Origin of the sequence: Pseudomonas sp. p1(2021b), from assembly GCF_020151015.1 — a bacterium.
GTDB classification, from domain to species: Bacteria; Pseudomonadota; Gammaproteobacteria; order Pseudomonadales; family Pseudomonadaceae; genus Aquipseudomonas; species Aquipseudomonas putida_K.
This window is the reverse complement of the sequence record NZ_CP083746.1, coordinates 2,909,718-2,932,270: the sequence shown is the minus strand read 5'-3', so window position 1 is coordinate 2,932,270 and position 22,553 is coordinate 2,909,718. Positions and strand designations below refer to the sequence as shown.

Below are 22,553 nucleotides of genomic sequence, written 5' to 3'. Positions count from 1 at the left end.
ACATGACGGCCTGGAACGATTTCCAGGCCGTTTTCATTTAAAGTTCAGCATCTTGGCAACGTAAGGCGAAGGTAAATGCCTGGTAAAGGTGCTTTGCTAACACCGCCCCAGTGCTTATCGTTCAACCTCCCCAAGTCGTCATCACCGAACAAGGTTCGTTCAACCCATGCAAGCTTCTGTCTCTCGCTCCCCTCGTCGCTGGCTTTTCGGCCTGCTGATCCTGCTGCTGGTGGCCTTGCTGGCCTGGTGGCTGTGGCCCGCGACGCCGCCCCACCAGGCGCAGCCCAGCGGCCGGCCGGGGAAGGGCATGGGCATGGGAATGGGCGGGCGTCCAGGCTTTGGCGCCTCCAGTGACCCGGTGCCGGTGCGTGTGGCGCCGGTGCATGTCGGTGACTTCCCGCTGTACTACAAGGCCCTGGGTACCGTTACCGCGACCAACACCGTCAACGTACGCAGCCGCGTGGCCGGTGAACTGGTCAAGATCCACTTCAAGGAGGGCCAGCAGGTCAAGGCTGGCGAGCTGCTCGCCGAGATCGACCCACGCCCGTACCGCATCGCCTTGCAACAGGCCGAAGGTACCCTGGCGCAGAACCAGGCCCAGTTGAAGAACGCCCAGGTCGACCTGGCGCGCTACAAGGGCTTGTATGCCGAGGACAGCATCGCCAAGCAGACCCTCGACACTGCCGAGGCCCAGGTGGCGCAGTTCCAGGGGCTGGTCAAGACCAACCAGGCCGCGGTCGCCGACGCTCGCCTGAACCTGGACTTCACCCAGATCCGCGCCCCGATCAGCGGCCGCGTCGGCCTGCGTCAGCTCGACCTGGGCAACCTGGTGGCAGCCAACGACACCACTGCCCTGGTGGTCATCACCCAGACCGAGCCGATCAGCGTCGCCTTCACCCTGCCGGAAACCGAACTCTCCACGGTGCTTACGCGCTACCGCAGCGGTGCCAGCCTGCCGGTCGAAGCGTGGGACCGCGCAGACAGCAAACTGCAATCCACCGGTGTGCTGGGCAGCCTCGACAACCAGATCGACACCACCACCGGTACCCTGAAGTTCAAGGCCCGGTTCGATAACCAGGACCAGGCTCTGTTCCCCAACCAGTTCGTCAATGTGCGCCTGCTGGCCGACACGCTCAAGCAAGTGGTATTGGCCCCGGCCGCAGCGATCCAGTTTGGTAACGACGGTACCTTCGCCTACGTGGTCAATGCCGAAAGCAACGTCAATATCCGCAAGGTCAAGGTCGGTGCCAGCGATGGTGAACAGAGCGTGATCCTGGAAGGCTTGGCCGCAGGTGATCGTCTGGTGCTCGAAGGCACCGACCGCCTGCGCGAAGGCAGCAAGGTCGAAGTGGTGGAGGACAGCTCGCAAGTACCGACCACTCCCGGCCAGCACCTGCAGGGCCAGGATGCCAAGGGCTCGGCCCAGGCCGGTGAGTCGGGCAAGGCGGGCGCATGAACCTCTCGCGCCTGTTCATCCTGCGGCCGGTCGCCACCACGCTGAGCATGCTGGCCATCGTCCTGGCCGGCCTGATCGCCTACAAGCTGCTGCCGGTCTCGGCGTTGCCCCAGGTCGACTACCCGACCATCCGCGTCATGACCCTGTACCCCGGCGCCAGCCCACAGGTCATGACCAGCGCGGTCACCGCCCCGCTGGAACGCCAGTTCGGCCAGATGCCCGGCCTGACCCAGATGGCCTCGACCAGCTCCGGCGGCGCCTCGGTACTGACCCTGCGCTTCAACCTCGACATGAACATGGATGTCGCCGAACAGCAGGTGCAGGCTGCGATCAATGCCGCTACCAACCTGCTGCCCAGCGACCTGCCGGCACCGCCGGTGTACAACAAGGTCAACCCGGCCGACACCCCGGTGCTGACCCTGGCCATCTCGTCCAAAACCATGCCACTGCCCAAGCTCAACGACTTGGTCGATACCCGCGTGGCGCAGAAGCTTGCGCAGATCAGCGGCGTGGGCATGGTCAGCATCGCCGGTGGCCAGCGCCAGGCGGTGCGCATCAAGGTCAACGTCGACGCCCTGGCGGCCAACGGCCTGAACCTCGAGGACGTGCGCACCCTGATCGGGGCATCCAACGTCAACCAGCCCAAGGGCAACTTCGATGGCCCGACCCGTGTGTCGATGCTCGACGCCAACGACCAGCTGCGCTCGCCTGAGGAATACGCCAACCTGATCCTGGCCTACAACAATGGGGCACCGCTGCGCCTGAAGGATGTCGCCGAGATCGTCGATGGCGCCGAGAACGAGCGCCTGGCGGCCTGGGCCAACGAAAACCAGGCGGTGCTGCTGAACATCCAGCGCCAGCCCGGGGCCAACGTCATCGAAGTGGTCGACCTGATCAAGGCCATGCTCCCGTCGATCACCGACAACCTGCCGGCCGGCCTGGACGTGATGGTCCTGACCGACCGTACCCAGACCATCCGTGCCGCGGTCAAGGACGTGCAGCACGAGCTGCTGATCGCTATCGCCCTGGTGGTCATGGTCACCTTCGTCTTCCTGCGCCGCTTCAGCGCCACCATCATCCCGTCGATCGCCGTGCCGCTGTCGCTGATCGGTACCTTCGGCGTGATGTACCTGGCCGGCTTCTCGGTCAACAACCTGACCCTGATGGCCCTGACCATCGCCACCGGCTTCGTGGTGGACGACGCCATCGTCATGCTGGAGAACATCTCGCGGCACATCGAGGAGGGTGAGACGCCGCTGCAGGCGGCGCTCAAGGGCGCCCGGCAGATCGGTTTCACCTTGGTTTCGCTGACCTTCTCGTTGATCGCGGTGCTGATCCCGCTGCTGTTCATGGCCGATGTGGTCGGCCGCCTGTTCCGCGAGTTCGCCATCACCCTGGCGGTGGCGATCCTGATCTCCCTGGTGGTGTCGCTGACCCTCACGCCGATGATGTGCGCACGTCTGCTCAAGCGCGAGCCCAGGGAAGAGGAGCAGGGGCGCTTCTACCGTGCCAGCGGCGCCTGGATCGACTGGCTGATCGAGCGCTATGGCCGTGGCCTGCAGTGGGTCCTCAAGCACCAGCCGTTGACCTTGCTGGTCGCTGTCGCCAGCTTGGCGCTGACGGTGTTCCTCTACATCATCGTGCCCAAGGGTTTCTTCCCGGTGCAGGACACCGGGGTGATCCAGGGCATTTCCGAAGCACCGCAAGCCACCTCGTTCGCCGCCATGAGCGAACGCCAGCAGGCCCTGAGCAAGGTGATCCTGCAGGACCCGGCTGTGCAGAGCCTGTCGTCCTATATCGGCGTGGACGGTGACAACGCCACCCTCAACAGTGGCCGCTTGCTGATCAACCTCAAGCCCCACGGCGAGCGCGATGTCACCGCCAGCGGGGTGATCGAGCGCCTGCAACCGCAGCTCGACACACTGGTGGGTATTCGCCTGTTCATGCAACCGGTGCAGGACCTGAGCATCGAGGACCGGGTCAGCCGTACCCAGTACCAGTTCAGCCTGTCGTCCCCGGACGCCGACCTGCTCGCCGAATGGAGCGGCAAGCTGGTCCAGGCCCTGCAGCAACGCCCCGAACTCCAGGACGTGGCCAGCGATCTGCAGGACAAGGGCCTGCAGGTATACCTGGTGATCGACCGTGACATGGCCAGCCGCCTGGGCATCAGCGTGTCGCAGATCACCAATGCCTTGTACGACGCCTTCGGCCAGCGGCAGATCTCCACCATCTACACCCAGGCCAGCCAGTACCGCGTGGTGCTGCAGTCGCAGACCGCCTCGAGCATCGGCCCGCAGGCGCTGGAGTCGATCCACGTCAAGGCCAGCGACGGGGGCCAGGTGCGTCTCTCGGCGCTCGCCCGCATCGAGCAGCGCCAGGCGCAGCTGGCGATTTCCCATATCGGCCAGTTTCCAGCGGTGATGATGTCGTTCAACCTGGCCCACGGCGCGTCCCTGGGCGAGGCGGTCAAGGTCATCGAGCAGGTACAGCAGCAGATCGGTATGCCGCTGGGTGTGCAGACGCGCTTCCAGGGCGCCGCCGAAGCGTTCCAGGCCTCGTTGTCGAGCACCTTGCTGCTGATCCTGGCGGCGGTGGTGACCATGTACATCGTGCTGGGCGTGCTCTATGAGAGTTACATCCATCCCGTGACCATCCTCTCGACATTGCCGTCGGCAGCGGTCGGCGCGTTGCTCGCCTTGCTGTTGAGCGGCAATGACCTGGGCATGATCGCCATCATCGGCATCATCCTGCTGATCGGCATCGTCAAGAAGAACGCCATCATGATGATCGACTTCGCCCTGGAGGCTGAGCGCCACCAGGGCATGTCCCCACGCGAGGCGATCTACCAGGCTGCGCTGCTGCGCTTCCGGCCGATCCTGATGACCACCCTGGCAGCATTGTTCGGTGCTGTGCCGCTGATGCTCGCCACCGGCTCCGGCGCCGAGCTGCGCCAGCCGCTGGGGCTGGTGATGGTCGGCGGCCTGCTGGTCAGCCAGGTGCTGACGCTGTTCACCACGCCGGTGATCTACCTGTACTTCGACCGCCTGGCACGCCGCAGGCGCCCGGCCACCGACACGCAGCAGGCCGAGGCATGAATCTCTCCGGGCCTTTCATCCGCCGGCCGGTGGCGACCATGCTGCTGAGCCTGGCGATCATGCTGCTCGGTGGCGTGAGCTTCGGCCTGCTACCGGTGTCGCCCTTGCCGCAGATGGATTTCCCGGTGATCGTGGTGCAGGCCAACCTGCCGGGTGCCAGCCCCGAAGTCATGGCCGCGACGGTGGCCACGCCGCTGGAGCGCAAGCTGGGCAGTATCGCCGGCGTCACCACGCTGACCAGCAGCTCCAACCAGGGCTCGACCCGCGTGATCATCGGCTTCGAGATGGGCCGCGATATCGATGGTGCGGCGCGCGAGGTGCAGGCGGCGATCAATGCCACGCGCAACCTGTTGCCCAGCGGCATGCGCAGCATGCCTACCTACCGCAAGATCAACCCGTCACAGGCGCCGATCATGGTGCTGTCGCTGACCTCCGATGTGCTGCAGAAAGGCCAGCTGTACGACCTGGCCGATACCATCCTGGCCCAGAGCCTGTCCCAGGTCAGTGGGGTAGGGGAAGTGCAGATCGGCGGCAGTTCGCTGCCGGCGGTGCGCATCGCCGTGGAGCCACAGTTGCTCAACCAGTACGGCCTGTCCCTGGACGAGGTGCGCACGGCGGTGGCCAACGCCAACCAGCGCCGGCCCATGGGGTTCGTCGAGGACGCCGAGCGCAACTGGCAGGTGCGGGCTAACGACCAGCTGGAAAAAGCCGACGACTACAAGCCGGTGGTGATCCGCCAGCAGGACGGTTCGATCCTGCGCCTGGCCGACGTGGCCACCATCACCGATGGCGTGGAGAACCGCTACAACAGCGGCTTCTTCAACGACCAGAGCGCGGTGTTGCTGGTGGTCAACCGCCAGTCCGGCGCCAACATCATCCAGACGGTCGAGCAGATCAAGACCCAGCTACCCGCCTTGCAGTCGCTGCTGCCGGCCAGCGTCAAGCTGGATGTGGCCATGGACCGCTCGCCGGTGATCAAGGCCACCCTGAAGGAAGCCGAGCACACCTTGCTGATCGCCGTGGTGCTGGTGATCCTGGTGGTCTACCTGTTCCTCGGTAACCTGCGTGCGTCGCTGATCCCGAGCCTGGCCGTGCCGGTGTCGCTGGTCGGCACCTTCGCGGTCATGTACCTGTGCGGCTTTTCCCTGAACAACTTGTCGCTGATGGCGTTGATCCTCGCCACAGGTCTGGTGGTCGACGATGCCATCGTCGTGCTGGAGAACATCTCCCGACACATCGAAGAAGGCCAACCGCCCATGCGTGCGGCTTTCCTGGGGGCCAAGGAGGTGGGGTTCACGCTGTTGTCGATGAACGTCTCGCTGGTGGCGGTGTTCGTCTCGATCCTGTTCATGGGGGGCATCGTCCGCGGCTTGTTCCTGGAGTTTTCCATCACCCTGGCAGCCGCCATCCTGGTTTCGCTGCTGGTGTCGTTGACACTGACGCCAATGCTGTGCTCGCGCTGGCTCAAGCCCCACGCCCAGGAGCAGAACCGCCTGCAGCAGTGGAGCGACCGCGTGCACCAACGCATGGTGGCGGCCTATGACCGCAGCTTGGGCTGGGCCCTGCGGCACAAGCGCCTGACCCTGCTCAGCCTGCTGGTGACCATCGGCGTCAATATCGCCTTGTACGTGGTGGTGCCCAAGACCCTCATGCCGCAACAGGACACCGGTCAACTGCAGGGGTTCATCCGGGGCGACGATGGCCTGTCGTTCAGCGTGATGCAGCCGAAGATGGAAATCTACCGCCGGGCCCTGCTGGCAGACCCTGCGGTGCAGAGCGTGGCCGGTTTCATCGGTGGCAACAGCGGCACCAACAATGCCTTCGTGCTGGTGCGCCTCAAGCCGATCGGCGAGCGCAAGCTGTCGGCTCAGCAGGTGATCGAGCGCCTGCGCAAGGAAATGCCCAAGGTACCCGGCGGGCGTTTGTTCCTGATGGCTGACCAGGACCTGCAATTGGGCAGCGCCGGGCGCGACCAGTCCACATCGCAGTACCTCTATACCCTGCAGAGCGGTGACCTGGCGGCACTGCGCGAATGGTTCCCCAAGGTGGTCGCTGCCTTGCGCGCCTTGCCGCAGCTGACCGCCATCGATGCCCGTGATGGCGCCGGCACCCAGCAGGTGACGCTGGTGGTCGATCGCGACCAGGCCAAGCGCCTGGGCATCGACATGGACATGGTCACCACGGTGTTGAACAACGCCTACAGCCAGCGGCAGATCTCGACCATCTACGACAGCCTCAACCAGTACCAGGTGGTGTTGGAGATCAACCCCAGGTATGCCTGGGACCCCAAGACCCTGGAACAGGTGCAGGTGATCACTGCCGAGGGTGCCCGCGTGCCGTTGTCCACCTTCGCCCATTACGAGAACAGCCTGGCCAATGACCGCGTCAGCCATGAGGGCCAGTTCGCCTCCGAGAACATTGCCTTCGACGTTGCCGAAGGCTACAGCCCGGACCAGGCGATGGCGGCGGTGGAGCGCGCGGTGGCCACGCTCGGCCTGCCGGAAGAAGTGATTGCCAAGCTCGGTGGTACAGCCGATGTGTTCGCCAAGACTACCCAGGGCCAGCCACTGATGATCCTCGGCGCCCTGGTGTTGGTGTACCTGGTGCTGGGGATCCTCTACGAGAGCTATATCCATCCGCTGACCATTCTTTCCACCTTGCCTTCGGCTGGCGTCGGCGCCTTGCTCGCACTGTACGCAACCGGCGGTGAGTTCAGCCTGATCTCGCTGCTGGGGCTGTTCCTGCTGATCGGGGTGGTGAAGAAGAATGCCATCCTGATGATCGACCTGGCCTTGCAGCTGGAGCGCCATGATGGCCTGAGCCCGGAGGAGTCCATCCGTCGGGCGTGCCTGCTGCGCCTGCGTCCGATCCTGATGACCACCCTGGCAGCCATTCTTGGCGCGCTGCCGCTGTTGCTCAGCCGTGCCGAAGGTGCCGAGATGCGCCAGCCATTGGGCTTGACCATCATCGGCGGCCTGGTATTCAGCCAGGTCCTGACCCTCTACACCACGCCTGTGGTCTACCTGTACCTCGACCGCCTGCGCCACCGTTTCAACCGTTGGCGCGGCGTGCGCACCGACGCCGCACTGGATACCCCGCTATGAATTTCGCCCAGACCCCACTTCACCGCGCCCTGCAGATGCTGACCCGCGGGCGCGGCTCGCGCCTGGTCGGCGCTGGCCTGTGCGCAGTACTGCTCAGTGCCTGTACCTTGAGCCCGGACTATCACCGCCCAGCGCTTGCGACCCCGGCACAGTTCAAGCAGGCCGAAGGCTGGACCCAGGCCAACCCCTCCGACGCCATCGCCCGAGGGGCTTGGTGGGAAATCTACGGTGACAGCGAGCTGAACGCGCTGGTCGATGAGCTCAACCGCAGCAACCAGACCGTTGCCCAGTACGAGGCCCAGTACCGCCAGGCCCAGGCTCTGGTGCGCAGCAGCCGGGGCGCACTGTTCCCCAGCCTCGACCTGTCGGTGGGCAAGACCCGTTCGGCCCAGGGCACCGGCAGCAGCAGTTCGAGCTTGTCCAATAACAGCAGCGGTATTCGCAACACCTACAACGCCCAGCTTGGCGTGAGTTGGGAGATAGACCTGTGGGGCAAGCTACGCGAAACCTTGAATGCCAACGAAGCCAGTGCCCAGGCTAGTCTGGCTGACCTGGCCGGCATTCGCCTGAGCCTGCAGTCGGAACTGGTGCAGAACTACCTGCAATTGCGCGTCATCGATGAACACAAGCGCCTGCTGGAAGCCACCGTGGCGGCCTACGAGCGCTCGTTGCGGATGAACCAGAACCAGTACCGGGCAGGTGTCGCCGGGCCTGACGCGGTCGCCCAGGCGCGAACCCAGCTCAAGAGCACCCAGGCGGACCTGATCGACCTGGCTTGGCAGCGTGCCCAGTACGAGAATGCCATTGCCGTTTTGCTGGGCAAGGCGCCGGCGGACTTTGCTCTGGCCGACAGCAAGGCCATTCCGGCATTGCCACAGATTCCGCTGTCGCTGCCTTCGCAATTACTGGAACGCCGCCCCGACATCGCAGCGGCCGAGCGCAACGTGATGGCCGCCAACGCCAACATCGGCGTGGCCCGCGCGGCTTATTTCCCGGACCTGAGCCTGAGCATGAGCGGTGGCTATTCCAGCAGCAGTTTCAGCAATTGGATCGAGCTGCCCAACCGCTACTGGTCGGTAGGGCCGTCACTGGCCATGACCCTGTTCGATGCTGGCAGGCGCAGTGCCGAGGTCGACCGCACCGTCGCGGTATACGACCAGACCGTGGCCCAGTACCGACAAACCGTGCTCGATGGGTTCAAGGAAGTGGAAAACTACCTGGTACAGCTGAAGGTATACAGCGACGAAGCGGTGGTGCGCCAGGAGGCGCTGGAGGCGGCCCGCGAATCGTTGCGCCTGACCGAGAACCAGTATCGTGCCGGCCTGATCAGCTACCTGGATGTGGTCAATGTGCAGACCACCGCGCTGAGCAATGAGCGCAGCGTGCTGAGCTTGCTCCAGGGCAGGTTGGTTGCCAGCGTACAGCTGATCGCCGCGTTGGGGGGAGGCTGGGATGCCAAGCAGGCCCTGGCCGAGGCTGGTCAAGGGTACTGACGGTAGTGTTCGGCAGCTACTTCAACAATTAATAAAGATCGTATTCATTTCATACGGATTGAAATGAGTGGGCAGGGTACAGGAAGTTAAACAATCAATAACCTCGTAGGGTTGCTGGTTATGGCAGGGGAGGTGTGGCTCTAAGCTTTCCATATACATGCATCCGTGATGTATGGCGTTGTGCGGTTTTACAACCCGCAAGCGGCCACGAAGTCGGGTGCATTCTTTAAACCAAATAACTTTCCGCGCACCGACTGGGGGCGTGAGGTTGCTTGGTTTGAACAAGTCGCAAGGCCATATATGGAAAGGATATAGATTGATGCCGCAAAATACTCAGCCGCCGGTTGCGATATGTGCGAAAACCGGTGTTCGTTCATTGGCACCTGTTGGTCTTCTTAGTTGTGCGCAGTTGCGCGAGTTGGACGATACACTGACGTCGAGCGACGTGCAGGCGCTGCACGCGGCCGCGATCAAGGCCAACCAGGATGCGGTACTGCTGGAAAAGAAAATCCTCACCCGTGCCTCGCCGCTGTTGCCCCAGGCGATCAAGCGCGGCATCCAGCATCCGGACGTTTCGTTGGATGACTACAAAGAATGGTTCGGGGGCCGCGCAGCGAAGTTTGCCGCCCCAGGCAGCGTCGCCTCGATGTTCTCGCCAGCGGCCTACCTGACAACCCTGTACCGGGAAGCGAAAAAGCTCTACCCCGAAGGCAATCCATGGCATATCGACACACGTCGTCCTGACTTGAAGCACTTGGTGCTGAGCCAGGTGAACCTGGACACACCGGTCAGCGCCCTGAGCCTGTCCAACGCTATCCTGATGGAGCGGCTGGGCGAGCACGGCGACACCCTCGAAGGCTTGTCGAGCCAGGTAGGCTTCGGCGCCACGCCTTATCACCATCAGCACACTCGCCTGCGCCAGGCTTACCGCCTGAAAGACCCGGACTTCAAGCACCTATGGGCAGCAACCGACGTCGCCAAGCACTTCGCGGCGCCGTCGCTGGCCGGGCTCTGCCACGATATCCCACCCGCGCTGTACGGGCTGTTGACCGATGAGATCACCGATGAAAACGCCGACGAAAAGTTCGCGACCTATTTCCCCGGCACCGTGCCCCAGGACATGCTGCGCCCGGCCCGTCTCCGCGATTGGTTTGGTTTGAGCGACCCGGAACTGAAGGCCTTCATCGACGGCGGCGCCCAGGTCGAGGACGAGCGCCTGGGGCCGCAAACGCATGTCTCCGAGCTGCTCAATCGCGAGGGCGTGACCTACCAGTTGGGCGTGGGCTCGGCCAGCACGGCGATCCATTACGCCTACCTGTTCTTCCTGGGCGGCGATCGCTGGGAGTTGAGCTTCAGCCTCAAGCAGGCCGGGGCGATCGAGTTCATCCTGGAAGAAGTGCACCACCTGAGGGTGTCGCCCCAGATGCTCGAGGTCGAGGCCTTCGTGCCGGACACCGACTACCGCTATGCATTCGAATGGAAGGGACCGAACGAAGATCGCTCCTATGCCAGCTACCGGATCAAGTTCACCCACGCCACCGACCAGGGCCGTGTGCTGAGCGCCCGTTTCACCACGCCGAAGCTTGCGCCGGCACAGTTCCTGCTCAGGCTCAACAAGGTGATCAGGCTGCACAAGGCCACCGGCCTTGGGGCCGAGGCGCTGGCGCGCATCCTCCACAGCGTGGACCCGCTGGCCATCAGCGAGCGATCGCTGGCGGTGCTGACGCAGACCGTGCGTTTGGCCAAACGTTACGCCATCCCTCATGAACAGGCGCTGGTCATGGGCCGGCAACTGATCGCCGTGACCGCCCGGGGCGGCGAGCTGAGCCAATACGACCGGCTGTTCAACGACCCCGCGCTGGTCGAAGGGGGGCTGGACCCGGCCGACTACGTCGTGATCGACCTGCGTCCCGACCAGGCCGCGGAGCAGGCCGACATCAAGGCCACACTCAAGCGCGCCTGTCAGGTGGACGACGAAGGGCTGTACCAGCTGGGCCGCTTCCTGGCGCTGGAGGCGCAGGCCAGCGATGCAGAAGACGATGAGGTGCGCTTCGCCACCACGCACGAGGACTTGTCCGGCCTCTACACCCTGAGCCTGTGGGCGCGCCTGCATGGTCTGGCGCCTGGCGAGCTGGGGCTGCTGCTGGAGACCTTCGGCGCGCCGCGGTACCTGCGCCAGGCGGACACTGCCGAGTGGTTGCGTTTGCTGGGCTGCGTGGAGCACCTGGCCAGTTGGCTGCAGGCTCGTGGCTGGACGGTCTCTGACCTGGTGCTGATGACCCGGGACGTGGGCGATATTCCTCCGAGCCCCGAGATCACCAACCTGATCAAGGAAATGCAAGCGGCGCTCGCCAATGCTGAACTGCCTGGCGAGCCCGTCATGGAAGACTACCTGCGCGCACTGACTCCGCTGATCGCCTCGACCTTTGGCCTGAGCGGTGAAACCGCGGCCCGGGCCCTGCTGATCTGGGCGGACCGTGGCAAGCCCGGTGGGCTTTCGCTGCAAGAGGTGGGCGAGCGCCTGAAATCGGAAGATCCAGAAGCGTCGGAAGAGCCAGAAGAGCCTTCCGACCCGGTAGCCGATCCCCAGATAATCGCCTTCACCTACGGCCTGGCCCAGATGGCCCTGATCGTGCACGCCAGCGGCGTGACCGCCGACGTCCTGGCTGTGCTGGTGACGCAACCCCATGTGTTGGGCGCCGAGGCCGTGGAAGGCGCAGGGGGCAACGCGACCCTGAAGCGCAGCGTGGCCACGGTCGAGGCCCTGACGGACTTCAGCACCTGGCTGAAAGCACGGCCAGAGTCGGCGAGCGCGCTGATGGCTGCGCTGGTGGCCGAAGGCGTAACGCCAGCGCTGCTGGCCACGGCCACCGGCCAGGCAGAAGGGGTGGTCGCCGAGGCCGCCAGGCAGGCAGCCCTGAAACGGGATGTCGAAAACGCCTCGGCCCTGGCCAATTGGCAGGAGATCGCCGTGGTCCGGCAATGGACCGACCTGGCGACAACGCTGGGCGTGCGACCCGAGACCCTGGCGACGTTACTGGTGTCCCCAGAGGCGTGGGCTCAGTGGCAAGCCCTGGCGAACAGTGTCGAAGCGGGGCTGAGCCCGTCGCAGGTCAAGCGTGCGCAGGCCGCGACCGAGGCGCCGCTGAGCAAGGCGCTGGCCGGTGTGCTGGCCGCGCGCGGCAACCTGGGTGTGGAGCGCCTGAACCAGCACCTGTTGCTCGACAGCCTGAACAGTGCCCAGGTGACGACCTCGCGTATCGCCGAGGCGATGGCGGCGCTGCAACTGTTCATCCACCGCACCTTGTCGGAGCCTGAGGACAAGCACGGCCTCAACAGCGCCGCGCTGGACCGTCCGTTCTTCCGAGACTGGACCCGCTGGAACGCCCGCTACGCCACCTGGTCGGCGGGGCAGATGCTGATGTACTACCCGGAGAACTACATCGACCCGACCGTACGCCTGGGCCAGACCAAGGCGATGGACGACATGCTGCAAGTGCTGGGGCAGGCACAGATCAACGGCGATACGGTGGGCGATGCCTTCCACGGCTACCTCAGTGCTTTCGAGGAAGTGGCCAACCTGGAGACGATCAGCGGCTACTACAACGGCCGGGAGCCGCAGGAGGCCGACTCGGCGCTGGACAAGACCTGGTTCATCGGCCGCAGCCGCGGCGAGCCGCGCGAGTACTGGTGGCGGACGGTGGACGAGAGCAAGCGTGACAAGGACACCGGCGCGCTGCCGGCCAACGCCTGGCGCGGCTGGACCAAGATCGATCTGGCGCCCCAGGTGGTGGGCCGGCTGATCCGGCCGGTGATCTACAACGAGCGCTTGTATCTGATGTGGGTGGAGCGGCAGGAGCATATCCTGACCCGCAACGAACAGGGCCAGCCAGACCAGAAGGAACATGTGTGGGCCTACAAGCTGGCATGGCTGCGCTATGACGGGACCTGGAGTGCGCCGCTGAGCTACCCGATGTCGGCCGAGAACGTGAAAGAACTGGAGTCGGTCGAGTCCCGTGAAAACCTCTCGCTGTTCCTGGTCAACCTGTCAGGGCTGAACGCCCTGGTGGCCGGTATCTATGATCGGGGCGTCGGCGCCGGTGACGAGGCCAAGGAGTACGGCGGCATCGAGATCCGGGAGGATTTCACCAGCACGTCGATTGCGCTATTGAATGACCTGCAGCAAGTCCCGCATTGGCTGGACACGGCCCTGCATACGGGGCTGTGCAGCGTGTTCGATCGCCAAGACCGGCCCGTGGCGAAGGACATCACGCCTGCGTCTGGAAAACCGACGGATTTCGTGTCGTTCGACCTGTCCGATGCGAGCGTGAGGGTCATCGACACCTCCGCTACCCAAGAGGGTACTTATAGCCTGCGCCTGGATACCACGCTGTCGGTGGAGGCCGTGCGTCCGGAGGTCGCCAACCCCTGGATCACCAAGCTGGTCAAGGGCTTCGAGGGGCTTGCCATGCAAACCACCCCAGTCAGAGCGTTGGCGCTGACTCAGGAGGGCGCCTTCCTGGTCCGCCATGAGAATGCAGAGGACTGGGGGTACCTGTGCGTCAGTTTTGCGCAGCTCAGCAATTTTGGCGTCTTTTTTTCGACCATTGCCGATGTTTATGATGTGCCCGTGGGGGTGGGGACTGGGGTCCGTCACGAATCGGGCTACATTCTTTGCAGATTCAAGATAAACACCGCTAACTATCCGCTGTCTGCGATAAATATAAAGTTCCGATATGGCAGCAGCTTTGTCAGTCACGAAGTCAATGTCGCGAAGTTGCTCGAATACAGCGGGATGAGCCGAGAGCTGGTAACGCCTAGCCGCTATTTGAATCCGCCGGGCAAGGTCGGCAAGTCGGATATTCGCCGTATCGTCTATGGCGTCGATGAAACAAGATCTGTCAGTGAGACCGCGAAGGTCGATTTCGATCTGGCCCTGGGTGCGCAGCAGGCTAAGTTCTCCAGCGTTCTGGACATTGGTCGGATGTCGGAGTGGTCTGGTAAGGATCAAGTTTCGCACACGATGACCCTGACGGTCGGCGAAGTGCAACGCCACTGGCGGATCAATCTGTACAAGCAACCCGGTACCGAGACCCGTCCGGCCGAATGGGGAGCGAGGCTCGCAGCGGTCACCTCGGTGAAAAGCCCCATCATCGGCGAAACCGCCGAAGGGGCCCAGTACTTCAAGCGCGGTACCTCGGTCACCCGGCTCAACACGCTGTTCGCCCGCAAGCTCACCGAGCGTGCGGCTTTAGGCATCGACACCATCCTCAGCTACGACACCCAGCAGATGCCGGAACCGGTCATCGAGGGCAGCGATGCCAGCCCGATGATGGACTTCGGGGGTGCCAACGCCCTGTATTTCTGGGAACTGTTCTACTACACGCCGATGATGGTGATGCAGCGCTTCCTGCAGGAAGAGCGCTTCGACCTGGCCGAGCAATGGCTCAAGTACATCTTCAACCCGGCTGGCTACACGGTGAATGGCCATTACACGCCACGACTGTGGAATGTGCGCCCACTGGAGGAAGACACCGCCTGGAACGACGAGCCGCTGGCGGTGCTGGACCCGGACGCCGTGGCACAGAACGACCCGATGCACTACAAGCTCAACGCCTTCATGCGCTTGCTGGACATCACCCTGGGGCGCGGCGATGCGGCGTATCGCAAGCTCGAACGCGACACCCTGAGCGAAGCGAAGGTGTGGTACCAGCGCGCCTTGCGCCTGCTGGGCGACGAACCATGGATCGAGCCGAGCACCGACTGGGACGACCCGCAGCTGGGCGATGCGGCCTCGCAACAGGTACTGGACGATCGCATGGACGCCTTGGCGATGATGGCCGAAGGCATACGCGCCGAGGACGTGGTGAAGCTGCGCGCTGCGGGGCCGGCACGCGCCGAGGCCGGCAGGACGCTGTTCCTGCCCGAGGCCAACCGCATGCTGCTGGAATACTGGGAAGCGCTGCGCATCCGCCTGTATAACCTGCGGCACAACCTGACGCTGGATGGCCAGCCACTGAACCTGGCGCTGTACGCCACGCCGGCGGACCCGAAGGCCTTGTGGGCCGACGCGGTGGCTGCCGAGGCGGGCGGGGCCAATGCCTTGCCGCCCATCGACAACGTGCCGGCGTTGCGTTTCATTCCGCTGATGGAAGGGGCGCGGACCATGGCCTCCCAGCTCATCCAATTCGGCAGCACCATGCAGAACATCTTGGAGCGCCAGGATGCCGAGGCATTGGCAGAACTGCTCAATACCCAAGGTGTGGAGCTGGCGCAAAGCAGTGTGAAGCTGCAGCAGCAAACCGTGAATGAACTGGCAGCCGAGCGTGACGTGTTAACGGCTTCCTACGTAACCGCCAGCTTGCGTTATAGCCACTACCATCGGCTTTACGAAGAAGACATCAATGCTCGCGAACGCATGGTGTTGGATATGTCCACCTCGTCCCAGACCATCAGAGCCGCTACCAAGGGGTTGCATATGGCGGCCTCGCTCGCAGAATCGGCGCCGAATATCTTTGGTCTGGCCAACGGTGGTAGCCACTGGGGGGCTGCATTCAAGGCCGCGGCCATTGCCTCAGACCTGGCGTCCGATGCGCTTGAGACTGCCTCGTGGCGGGTCGGCCAGGAGGAGATGTACCGCCGTCGGCGCCAGGACTGGGAGATCCAGTACAAGGCAGCAGAGCAGGAAATGAACGTCATCCAGGCCCAGCTCGACGCTTTGGACGTGCGCGAGACCTCGGCCAACATGCAGATTGCTCATATGCAGACCCAGGCGGCCCATGCCCAGGCACAGCTGGAGTTGCTGCGTGGCAAGTTCACCGGCAAGAAGATGTACAGCTGGCTGCGCTCGCGTCTGGCGACGATTTTCTATACCTACTACGACCTGACCGCGTCGCGCTGCATGATGGCGCAGAAGGCGCTGCAATGGGAAATGGGTGACAACACACGCTACCTGCGCACCGGCACCTGGAATGGCGCCTGGGCCGGGCTGCTGTGTGGCGAAGGGCTGATGTTGGCCCTGGGCCAGATGGAAAATGCCTGGGTGAAATGGCAGAAGCGAGAGTTGGAGGTGACCCGTACGGTGTCGTTGGCTCAGCTCTTCGAAGGCCGGCTCGGCACGGATCAGGACGAACGTCCCCGGACGCTCAATGGCGCCCTGCGCACGCTGATCGATAATGAGGGTGAGTCGGACATTCCGGTCAAGGATCTGCCATTGAGCAAGCTGGAAATGGCCAGTACCGGTGCCTTGGCTGTCCATTTCGGCCTCAAGGAGCTGGGCCTGGCAGGCGATTTCGCCGGCAAAGTGCGCAGGGTGCGCAGCATCGCCGTCTCCCTGCCGGCACTGCTCGGCCCCTACCAGGATGTGCGGGCGCGCTTGCGCACGAATGCCCAGGGGCTGCCGAATGGCTGCGAGGAGACCGTGATCTCCCATGGCATGCAGGACAAGGGGTTGTTCTCGCCGGATGGTGGTGACTCCCACCCGCGGTGGGGCGCCCAGTGGCTGCCTTTCGAAGGGTTGCACATTGCAGAAGCTGGCGCCGATGACAACCAACCAGGTGCCGATACCGTGATGACCTTGAGCTTTACCGAGGCCCAAGGCGACCAGCAAAGCCTGCTGGAAAGCCTGAGCGACATCATCGTGCACGTGCAATTCACCGTGCGCTGAACAAGGCGGGGAGGGGCAACCCCTCCCTTGCTCTCCTGCAACCACGGCGCGTTCGTGGTGCGATGCCGCGCAATCCGATGGGCTGCGCGGCCTTTTCGTCCAGCTATCCCTCTTCTCGAAAGCCCGTGCGTTTCACCCGCGCTCCAGTACAATGAGCGGCTTTTTCCGGACTCATGTACAGCGCTGGCTGGGATTCGAATGCTGATCGGTAGCTACTCCTCTTCCCTTGTGTTGATCTCGTTGTGTGTGGCCATCCTGGCGTCCTACACCGCCCTGGACCTCACCGGTCGCATCGCCACGGCCAAGGGCCGTGCGGCCTACCTGTGGATGGGAGGAGGGGCTTTCGCCCTGGGCGTCGGCATCTGGTCGATGCACTTCATCGGCATGCTCGCCTTCAGCCTGCCCATCGAACTTGGGTATGACCTGACCCTGACCGCGTTGTCGTTGCTGATCGCCGTGCTGTCATCGGCCTTCGCCCTGTGGTTGGTGAGCCAGCCGCACCTGCCCTGGCTGCAGTTGGGCCTGGGTGCCGTGATCATGGGCGGCGGGATCGCCAGCATGCATTACACCGGCATGGCGGCCCTGCGCATGCTGCCAGGCATCGACTACGACCCGACGTTGTTCGGCGTGTCCCTGGGCATCGCCGTCGGGGCTTCGGCGGCGGCGCTGTGGATCGCCTTCCGTCTGCGTCAGCATACGCCCTACGTGCGTCATATCCGAGGTGCCGCAGCGGTGGTGATGGGCATCGCCATCGTGGGCATGCACTATACCGGCATGGCGGCAGCCAGTTTCCCGGAAGGCAGTTTCTGTGGCGCGCTGGCCGGTGGCCTGCGCGGCGACGGCCTGGCCTACCTGGTATTGATCACCACCTTGGCGGTGCTGGCGGTGGCGCTGCTCACCTCGGTGCTGGATGCGCGCCTGGAGGCGCGTACCTCGGCACTGGCGCATTCGCTGACCCTGGCCAACCAGGAGCTGACCCAGCTGGCCCTGCACGACACCCTGACCGGCCTGCCCAACCGCACCCTGTTGGCCGAGCGCATCGAGCAGGCGATCAGCAAGGTCGCGGAGCAGGGCGGCTGTTTCGCCCTGATGTTCATCGACCTGGATGGCTTCAAGCCGGTCAACGATGCCTTTGGCCACCATGTCGGCGACCAACTGCTCAAGGCCGTGGCGGCGCGCCTGCGTGGTCATTTGCACAGCCAGGACACCCTGGCGCGTATCGGTGGCGACGAGTTCGTCCTGCTGGTGGCGCTGGACGAACCGGCCGATGCCATGGACGTGGCAGCCAAGCAGGTCGACCTGGTCGCCCGGCCCTACCGGGTGGCCGAGCATGACCTGCAGCTGTCGGCGAGCGTGGGCATCGTCCTGTACCCCGGCAACGGGCAAGACCAGCACGAACTGCTGCGCAACGCCGATGCTGCCATGTACCACGCCAAGAGCGCCGGCAAGAACGGCTACAGTTTCTTCGATGTTTCCATGAACACCAATGCACGCCAGCAACTGCAGCTGTTGCAGGACCTGCGTGCGGCCCTGCAGCACGGCCAGTTCCGCCTGCACTACCAGCCCAAGTTCGATGCTGTTGCCCGCCAGCCGATCGGTGCCGAGGCGCTGCTGCGCTGGGAGCACCCGCAACATGGCCTGCTATTGCCGGACCGTTTCATCGGCCTTGCGGAAAAGACCGGGTTGATCATCCCGATCGGTGACTGGGTGCTCGACGAAGCCTGCCGGCAGATGCGGGTGTGGCTTGACCAAGGGCGCAGCGACTGGCGCATTGCGGTGAACCTGTCGCCCATTCAGTTCTGTCATATCGGGCTGGTCGACAGCGTGGCCCGCGCGCTGCAGGACAACAACTTGCCGGCCAATCGCCTGACCCTGGAGATCACCGAGACCACCGCCATGCGCGACGCCGATGCCAGCCTGGCGGTACTGCAGAAACTGTCCGGCATGGGAGTGGATCTGTCCATCGACGACTTCGGCACGGGCTATTCCAGCCTGATGTACCTCAAGCGCCTGCCGGCCAACGAGCTGAAGATCGACCGCGGGTTCGTCCGCGACCTGGAGCAGGATAGCGACGATGCGGCGATCGTCTCGGCCATCGTCGCCCTGGGCCAAGCCCTGGACCTGCGCATCGTCGCCGAAGGCGTGGAGACCAATCGCCAGCAGGAGTTCCTCACCCGGCTGGGTTGCGATTCGTTGCAGGGGTACCTGCTCGGCCAGCCCGTGCCGGCCGAGCAGTTCATGGCACGGCTAGATGCCATGGGCCAGCCTGGCGACGAGGTTCGGGCTGGCTAGACCGCGTCCCGCAGGACATAGGAAGGTTCGAACGCTTCCATCTCGGCCTCGACGGCTTCGATGATACGTTCCACATCCGCTGCGGGCATGATCGCGGCGCAGGGGATGCCGGCAATGGCCAGCAGGGTCTCGCCGGTCGCGCGGTCGAACAGCCGTGCCACCATGCTGCGGGGGGCATCCATACTGGCCTCGAAGCCCAATGGGTGAAAATGCCAGCGCATCACCTGGCAGGCGTTGGGGAACGTCATCTTGTTCATGCCAGCCTCCTTGTTCTGATCCTGAACCCGGTGATCGGCCGCTCACTCGGCCGGTGGGAATCTAACCATAGCACCTGTATCGCCAGTGTCTCGCGCCGAACATGACAAAAATGCCATTGCTTGACGTACGTCACAGGCGAGCGGTGGCTGGCCGCGCGGCGCAAGCCGCTGGGGCAAACGTTTTTTCGGGGCAAAACCGGCCGGTCTGGAGGTTCCGGCCATTGATCGAGAAATGCTGCACTTTCAGACCAGCGGTCCACCTGGCAGGTCGCCACCCGCATCAGGTACAGCAATCCGACGGGATGAGCATGGGGCGATCCTCGGTTCGAACAGTGGGCGGCTAATGGGGTACCATCACCAACCGTGCCGCCGGCAGCCCCTGAATATCGGGGGTGATGGCACGGCCTGGGTCTCAACGACCTGTCCATTTTTGTTGTCGCGCTGATTTATTAACCCAGTCGTAATGACTCGCTTCATGTCATACCCTGCTCGAAGCTCCCGCTACAGGATCCACGTTTTGTCCGATCACCTGCACAATCCTCTGCTGCAGTACCTGGCCCGCCTGGCCCCCTCCAGCCAGCTGACCATGCGCTATATCCTCCAGGACGCGGCCGACCGCCTGGGTTTCGTCGACTGCGATATCACCGAAGTGCCGTGGCACCTGCTCGAGCCTGGCCATGTGGTCGCCCTGGTGGCGGCGCTGCGCGCCGATGGCTATGCGCCCAATACCTCGTCGTTGTATGTGAACGCGGTACGTGGCGTGATGAACGAAGCGTGGCGCCAGGGGCTGATAGACCATGAAAAGCTGCTGCACATCCGCGAGGTCAAACCGGCCAGCGGCAGCCGCCTGCCGCCGGGGCGCAACCTGCGCCGCAGCCTGATCCGCGAGCTGATGGACGTGTGCGCGGCCGACCCGCGCCCACAGGGCGTGCGCGATGCCGCGATCATCGCGCTGTTGTATGGCACGGGCATGCGCAAGTCCGAATCGGTGGACATCGACCTGGCCCAGGTGGACTTCCAGGCACGCAGCCTGCAGGTAGTGGGCAAGGGCAACCGGCAGCTGATCAAGTACGCACCGGCCTGGGCCTTTGAGAAGCTGCAGGCCTGGCTGGACCTGCGCCGCGCGCACCTGCCGGCGGGCGAGGCCGATGATGCGTTCCTGTTCAACCGTATCCGGCGCGGCAGCCACATTACCCGGGCGCGCATCACCAAGCATGCGATCTACTACATCGCTCGCCAGCGTGGGTCTCAGGTGGGGGTGAAGATCATGCCCCACGATTTCCGCCGGGCATTCATTACCCGGGTGATCGAGGAGCATGACCTGTCGATTGCTCAGAAGCTGGCGCACCACGCCAATATCCAGACCACCGCCAGCTATGACCGGCGTGACGACAACGAGCGGCGTCGGGCGGTGGACCGCTTCGACTACTGACCGGGCTGCTCCCACACTGTTGAGCTCGGCATGACCCTCTGCGGGCTTGTCCCGCGATCGGGTGTGCAGCGGCGGCAAGCCGGGCGAGCCCGGTCTTCAGGGCCGGCGTGGGTTTCAATGAATACTTGAAGCCAGCTCGAAGATCGGCATGTACATGAGGATCACGATCAGGCCGATCAGCAGCCCGATGAAGGTCATCAGCAACGGCTCGAACAGGCGCACGAACCATTCCACCCAGCGGCCGATCTCCTGGTCATGGAAGTCGGCGCAGCGCTCGAGCATCTCGCCCAGGTTGCCTGAGCGCTCGCCCGCCCGCAGCAGGCGTAGCGACACCGGCGTCACCAGCTGCCCCCCCTCCAGCGCATCGGACAGCGGCAGGCCTTCGCCCACGCGTCGGCACGCCTGTTCCAGGCCTTGTGCAGCGGCGCTGCCGAGCAGGCCTCGGGCCATGCCCATGGCGGTGAGGATGGGGATGCCGCCTTGCAAGAGAATGCCCAGCGAGCGATAGAAGCGGGCAAGCTCATACATCACCAGGCGCTGGTGCAAGGCCGGCAGGCGCCGCAACTGGCGGCTGGCCCAGCGGCGTACGGCAGGGTGGCGTCGCAGCAGCGCCAAGGCGCAAAGGCCACCCAGTGCCGCCGATGCCAGGGGCAGCTGCTGCGCATGCAGGAACAGGCCGACCTGCATCAAGAGGCGCGACAGCCAAGGCAGCTCGCTGCCCATGCCCTCGAATACCAGGCTGAAGCGAGGCACCACGTAGCCGAGCAGGAACAACACCACACCGCCGCCCACCAGCAACAGCAGCAACGGATAGACCGAGGCTCCGACCAGCTTCTGCCGAACCAGGTCCAGGCGTTGCCGGTAACCGATATAGCGTGCCAACGCATCGCCCAGCGCGCCGGTGCGCTCGCTCGACTGCACCAGTGCTACATACAGGGCGGGGAATATCTTCGCCTGCTGGCCGAGGGCCTGGGATAGCGAGTGGCCCTCGTAGAGCTGGCGTACCAAGGCTTCCAGGACCTGGCGCGCCGAAGGGGTGGGGGCCTTTTCGGCCAGGCTCTCCAGAGCTTCTATCAGTGGCAGGCCGGCACTGAGCAAGGTGCCCAGTTCCTGGCTGAACAACACCAGGTCGAAACGTGCCGTGCGGCGCCAAGGCAGCGAGTGCAAGCCGCCGCCCTGGCTGCGCAGGCTGACCACCCGCAGGCCTTGGGCCTCGGCGTGACGCCGCGCCTGGCCGGCATCCTCGGCCTCGACCTGCAATTGGACGATGCCCTGCCGGCCCAGGGCCTTGAGGCTGTAGCGCATGGCGGCTCTCCTCATTGCCAGCTGGTGATTTCGGCATTTTCTCCGTCTCCGCCGGGCTGGCCATCCTTGCCCATCGAGAGCAGGTCGTACTCGCCGCCGTTCTCACCGGGTTGACGGTAGATATAGGGGCGCCCCCAGGGGTCCTGAGGCACGGCCTTCTGCAAGTAGGGGCCCGACCAGCGTTGTTCGCCGCTCGGTGCAGTTACCAATGCCTGCAAGCCCTGCTCGCTGCTGGGGTAATGGCCGACCTCCAGGCGGTACAGGTCCAGTGCCTTGCCCAGGCCTTCGATCTGCGCCCGGGCGACCTTGGCCTCCGAGCGGCCGAGCTGGCTGAAGTACTTAGGGGCGACGATGCCGGCCAGAAGGCCGAGCACCACCAGGACCACCAACAGTTCGAGCAGGGTGAAGCCGCGTTGGGTGATGGATCTGCGCTGCATGGTGAAACCCTCCAGT

The 22,553-nt window shown here is 64.2% G+C and carries 10 protein-coding genes; 7 read left to right on the top strand and 3 right to left on the bottom strand.

Annotated elements, in window-relative coordinates; genetic code table 11:
* Positions 1-166 precede the first annotated feature (166 nt).
* The 6 genes from K8374_RS13635 to K8374_RS13610 all read left to right on the top strand — a co-directional run bounded on the left by K8374_RS13635 (position 167) and on the right by K8374_RS13610 (position 19,106).
* The gene (locus K8374_RS13635; RefSeq protein WP_224455999.1) at positions 167-1,456 is read left to right on the top strand and encodes an MdtA/MuxA family multidrug efflux RND transporter periplasmic adaptor subunit; all 1,290 of its coding nucleotides are present in this window, start codon (positions 167-169) and stop codon (positions 1,454-1,456) included.
* Entirely contained in the window at positions 1,453-4,551 is a 3,099-nt protein-coding gene (locus K8374_RS13630; protein ID WP_224455998.1) for an MdtB/MuxB family multidrug efflux RND transporter permease subunit, read from the top strand. The genes K8374_RS13635 and K8374_RS13630 overlap by 4 nt, the downstream gene beginning before the upstream one ends.
* A complete protein-coding gene (locus tag K8374_RS13625) occupies positions 4,548-7,655 on the top strand; it encodes an efflux RND transporter permease subunit (protein ID WP_224455997.1) in 3,108 nt (1,035 codons plus the stop codon). Before K8374_RS13630 ends, K8374_RS13625 begins: the two co-directional genes overlap by 4 nt.
* Entirely contained in the window at positions 7,652-9,148 is a 1,497-nt protein-coding gene (locus K8374_RS13620) for an efflux transporter outer membrane subunit (RefSeq protein WP_224455996.1), read from the top strand. Before K8374_RS13625 ends, K8374_RS13620 begins: the two co-directional genes overlap by 4 nt.
* Before the next feature lie 418 nt (positions 9,149-9,566).
* The gene (locus K8374_RS13615; protein WP_224455995.1) at positions 9,567-16,814 is read left to right on the top strand and encodes a neuraminidase-like domain-containing protein; all 7,248 of its coding nucleotides are present in this window, start codon (positions 9,567-9,569) and stop codon (positions 16,812-16,814) included.
* A 198-nt stretch (positions 16,815-17,012) separates the two neighbouring features.
* Positions 17,013-19,106 carry a putative bifunctional diguanylate cyclase/phosphodiesterase gene (locus K8374_RS13610; protein WP_224455994.1) on the top strand — a complete coding sequence of 698 codons (2,094 nt, stop codon included), beginning with the start codon at positions 17,013-17,015 and terminating at the stop codon, positions 19,104-19,106.
* On the opposite strand, the gene K8374_RS13605 is transcribed toward K8374_RS13610, so the two are convergent.
* Entirely contained in the window at positions 19,103-19,363 is a 261-nt protein-coding gene (locus tag K8374_RS13605; RefSeq protein ID WP_084858090.1) for a DUF1652 domain-containing protein, read from the bottom strand. The two genes, K8374_RS13610 and K8374_RS13605, sit on opposite strands and share 4 nt — an antisense overlap.
* A gap of 517 nt (positions 19,364-19,880) precedes the next feature.
* Here K8374_RS13605 and xerC point away from each other — a divergent pair.
* Positions 19,881-20,795 carry a tyrosine recombinase XerC gene (xerC, locus tag K8374_RS13600; protein WP_196145359.1) on the top strand — a complete coding sequence of 305 codons (915 nt, stop codon included), beginning with the start codon at positions 19,881-19,883 and terminating at the stop codon, positions 20,793-20,795.
* Positions 20,796-20,909: 114 nt separating this feature from the next.
* Here xerC and K8374_RS13595 read toward each other — a convergent pair whose 3' ends face one another.
* The gene (locus K8374_RS13595) at positions 20,910-22,100 is read right to left on the bottom strand and encodes a type II secretion system F family protein (protein ID WP_224455993.1); all 1,191 of its coding nucleotides are present in this window, start codon (positions 22,098-22,100) and stop codon (positions 20,910-20,912) included.
* A gap of 11 nt (positions 22,101-22,111) precedes the next feature.
* On the bottom strand, positions 22,112-22,537 hold the full coding sequence (gspG, locus tag K8374_RS13590) for a type II secretion system major pseudopilin GspG (RefSeq protein ID WP_084858087.1): 426 nt from the start codon (positions 22,535-22,537) through the stop codon (positions 22,112-22,114).
* Positions 22,538-22,553: the final 16 nt, after the last annotated feature.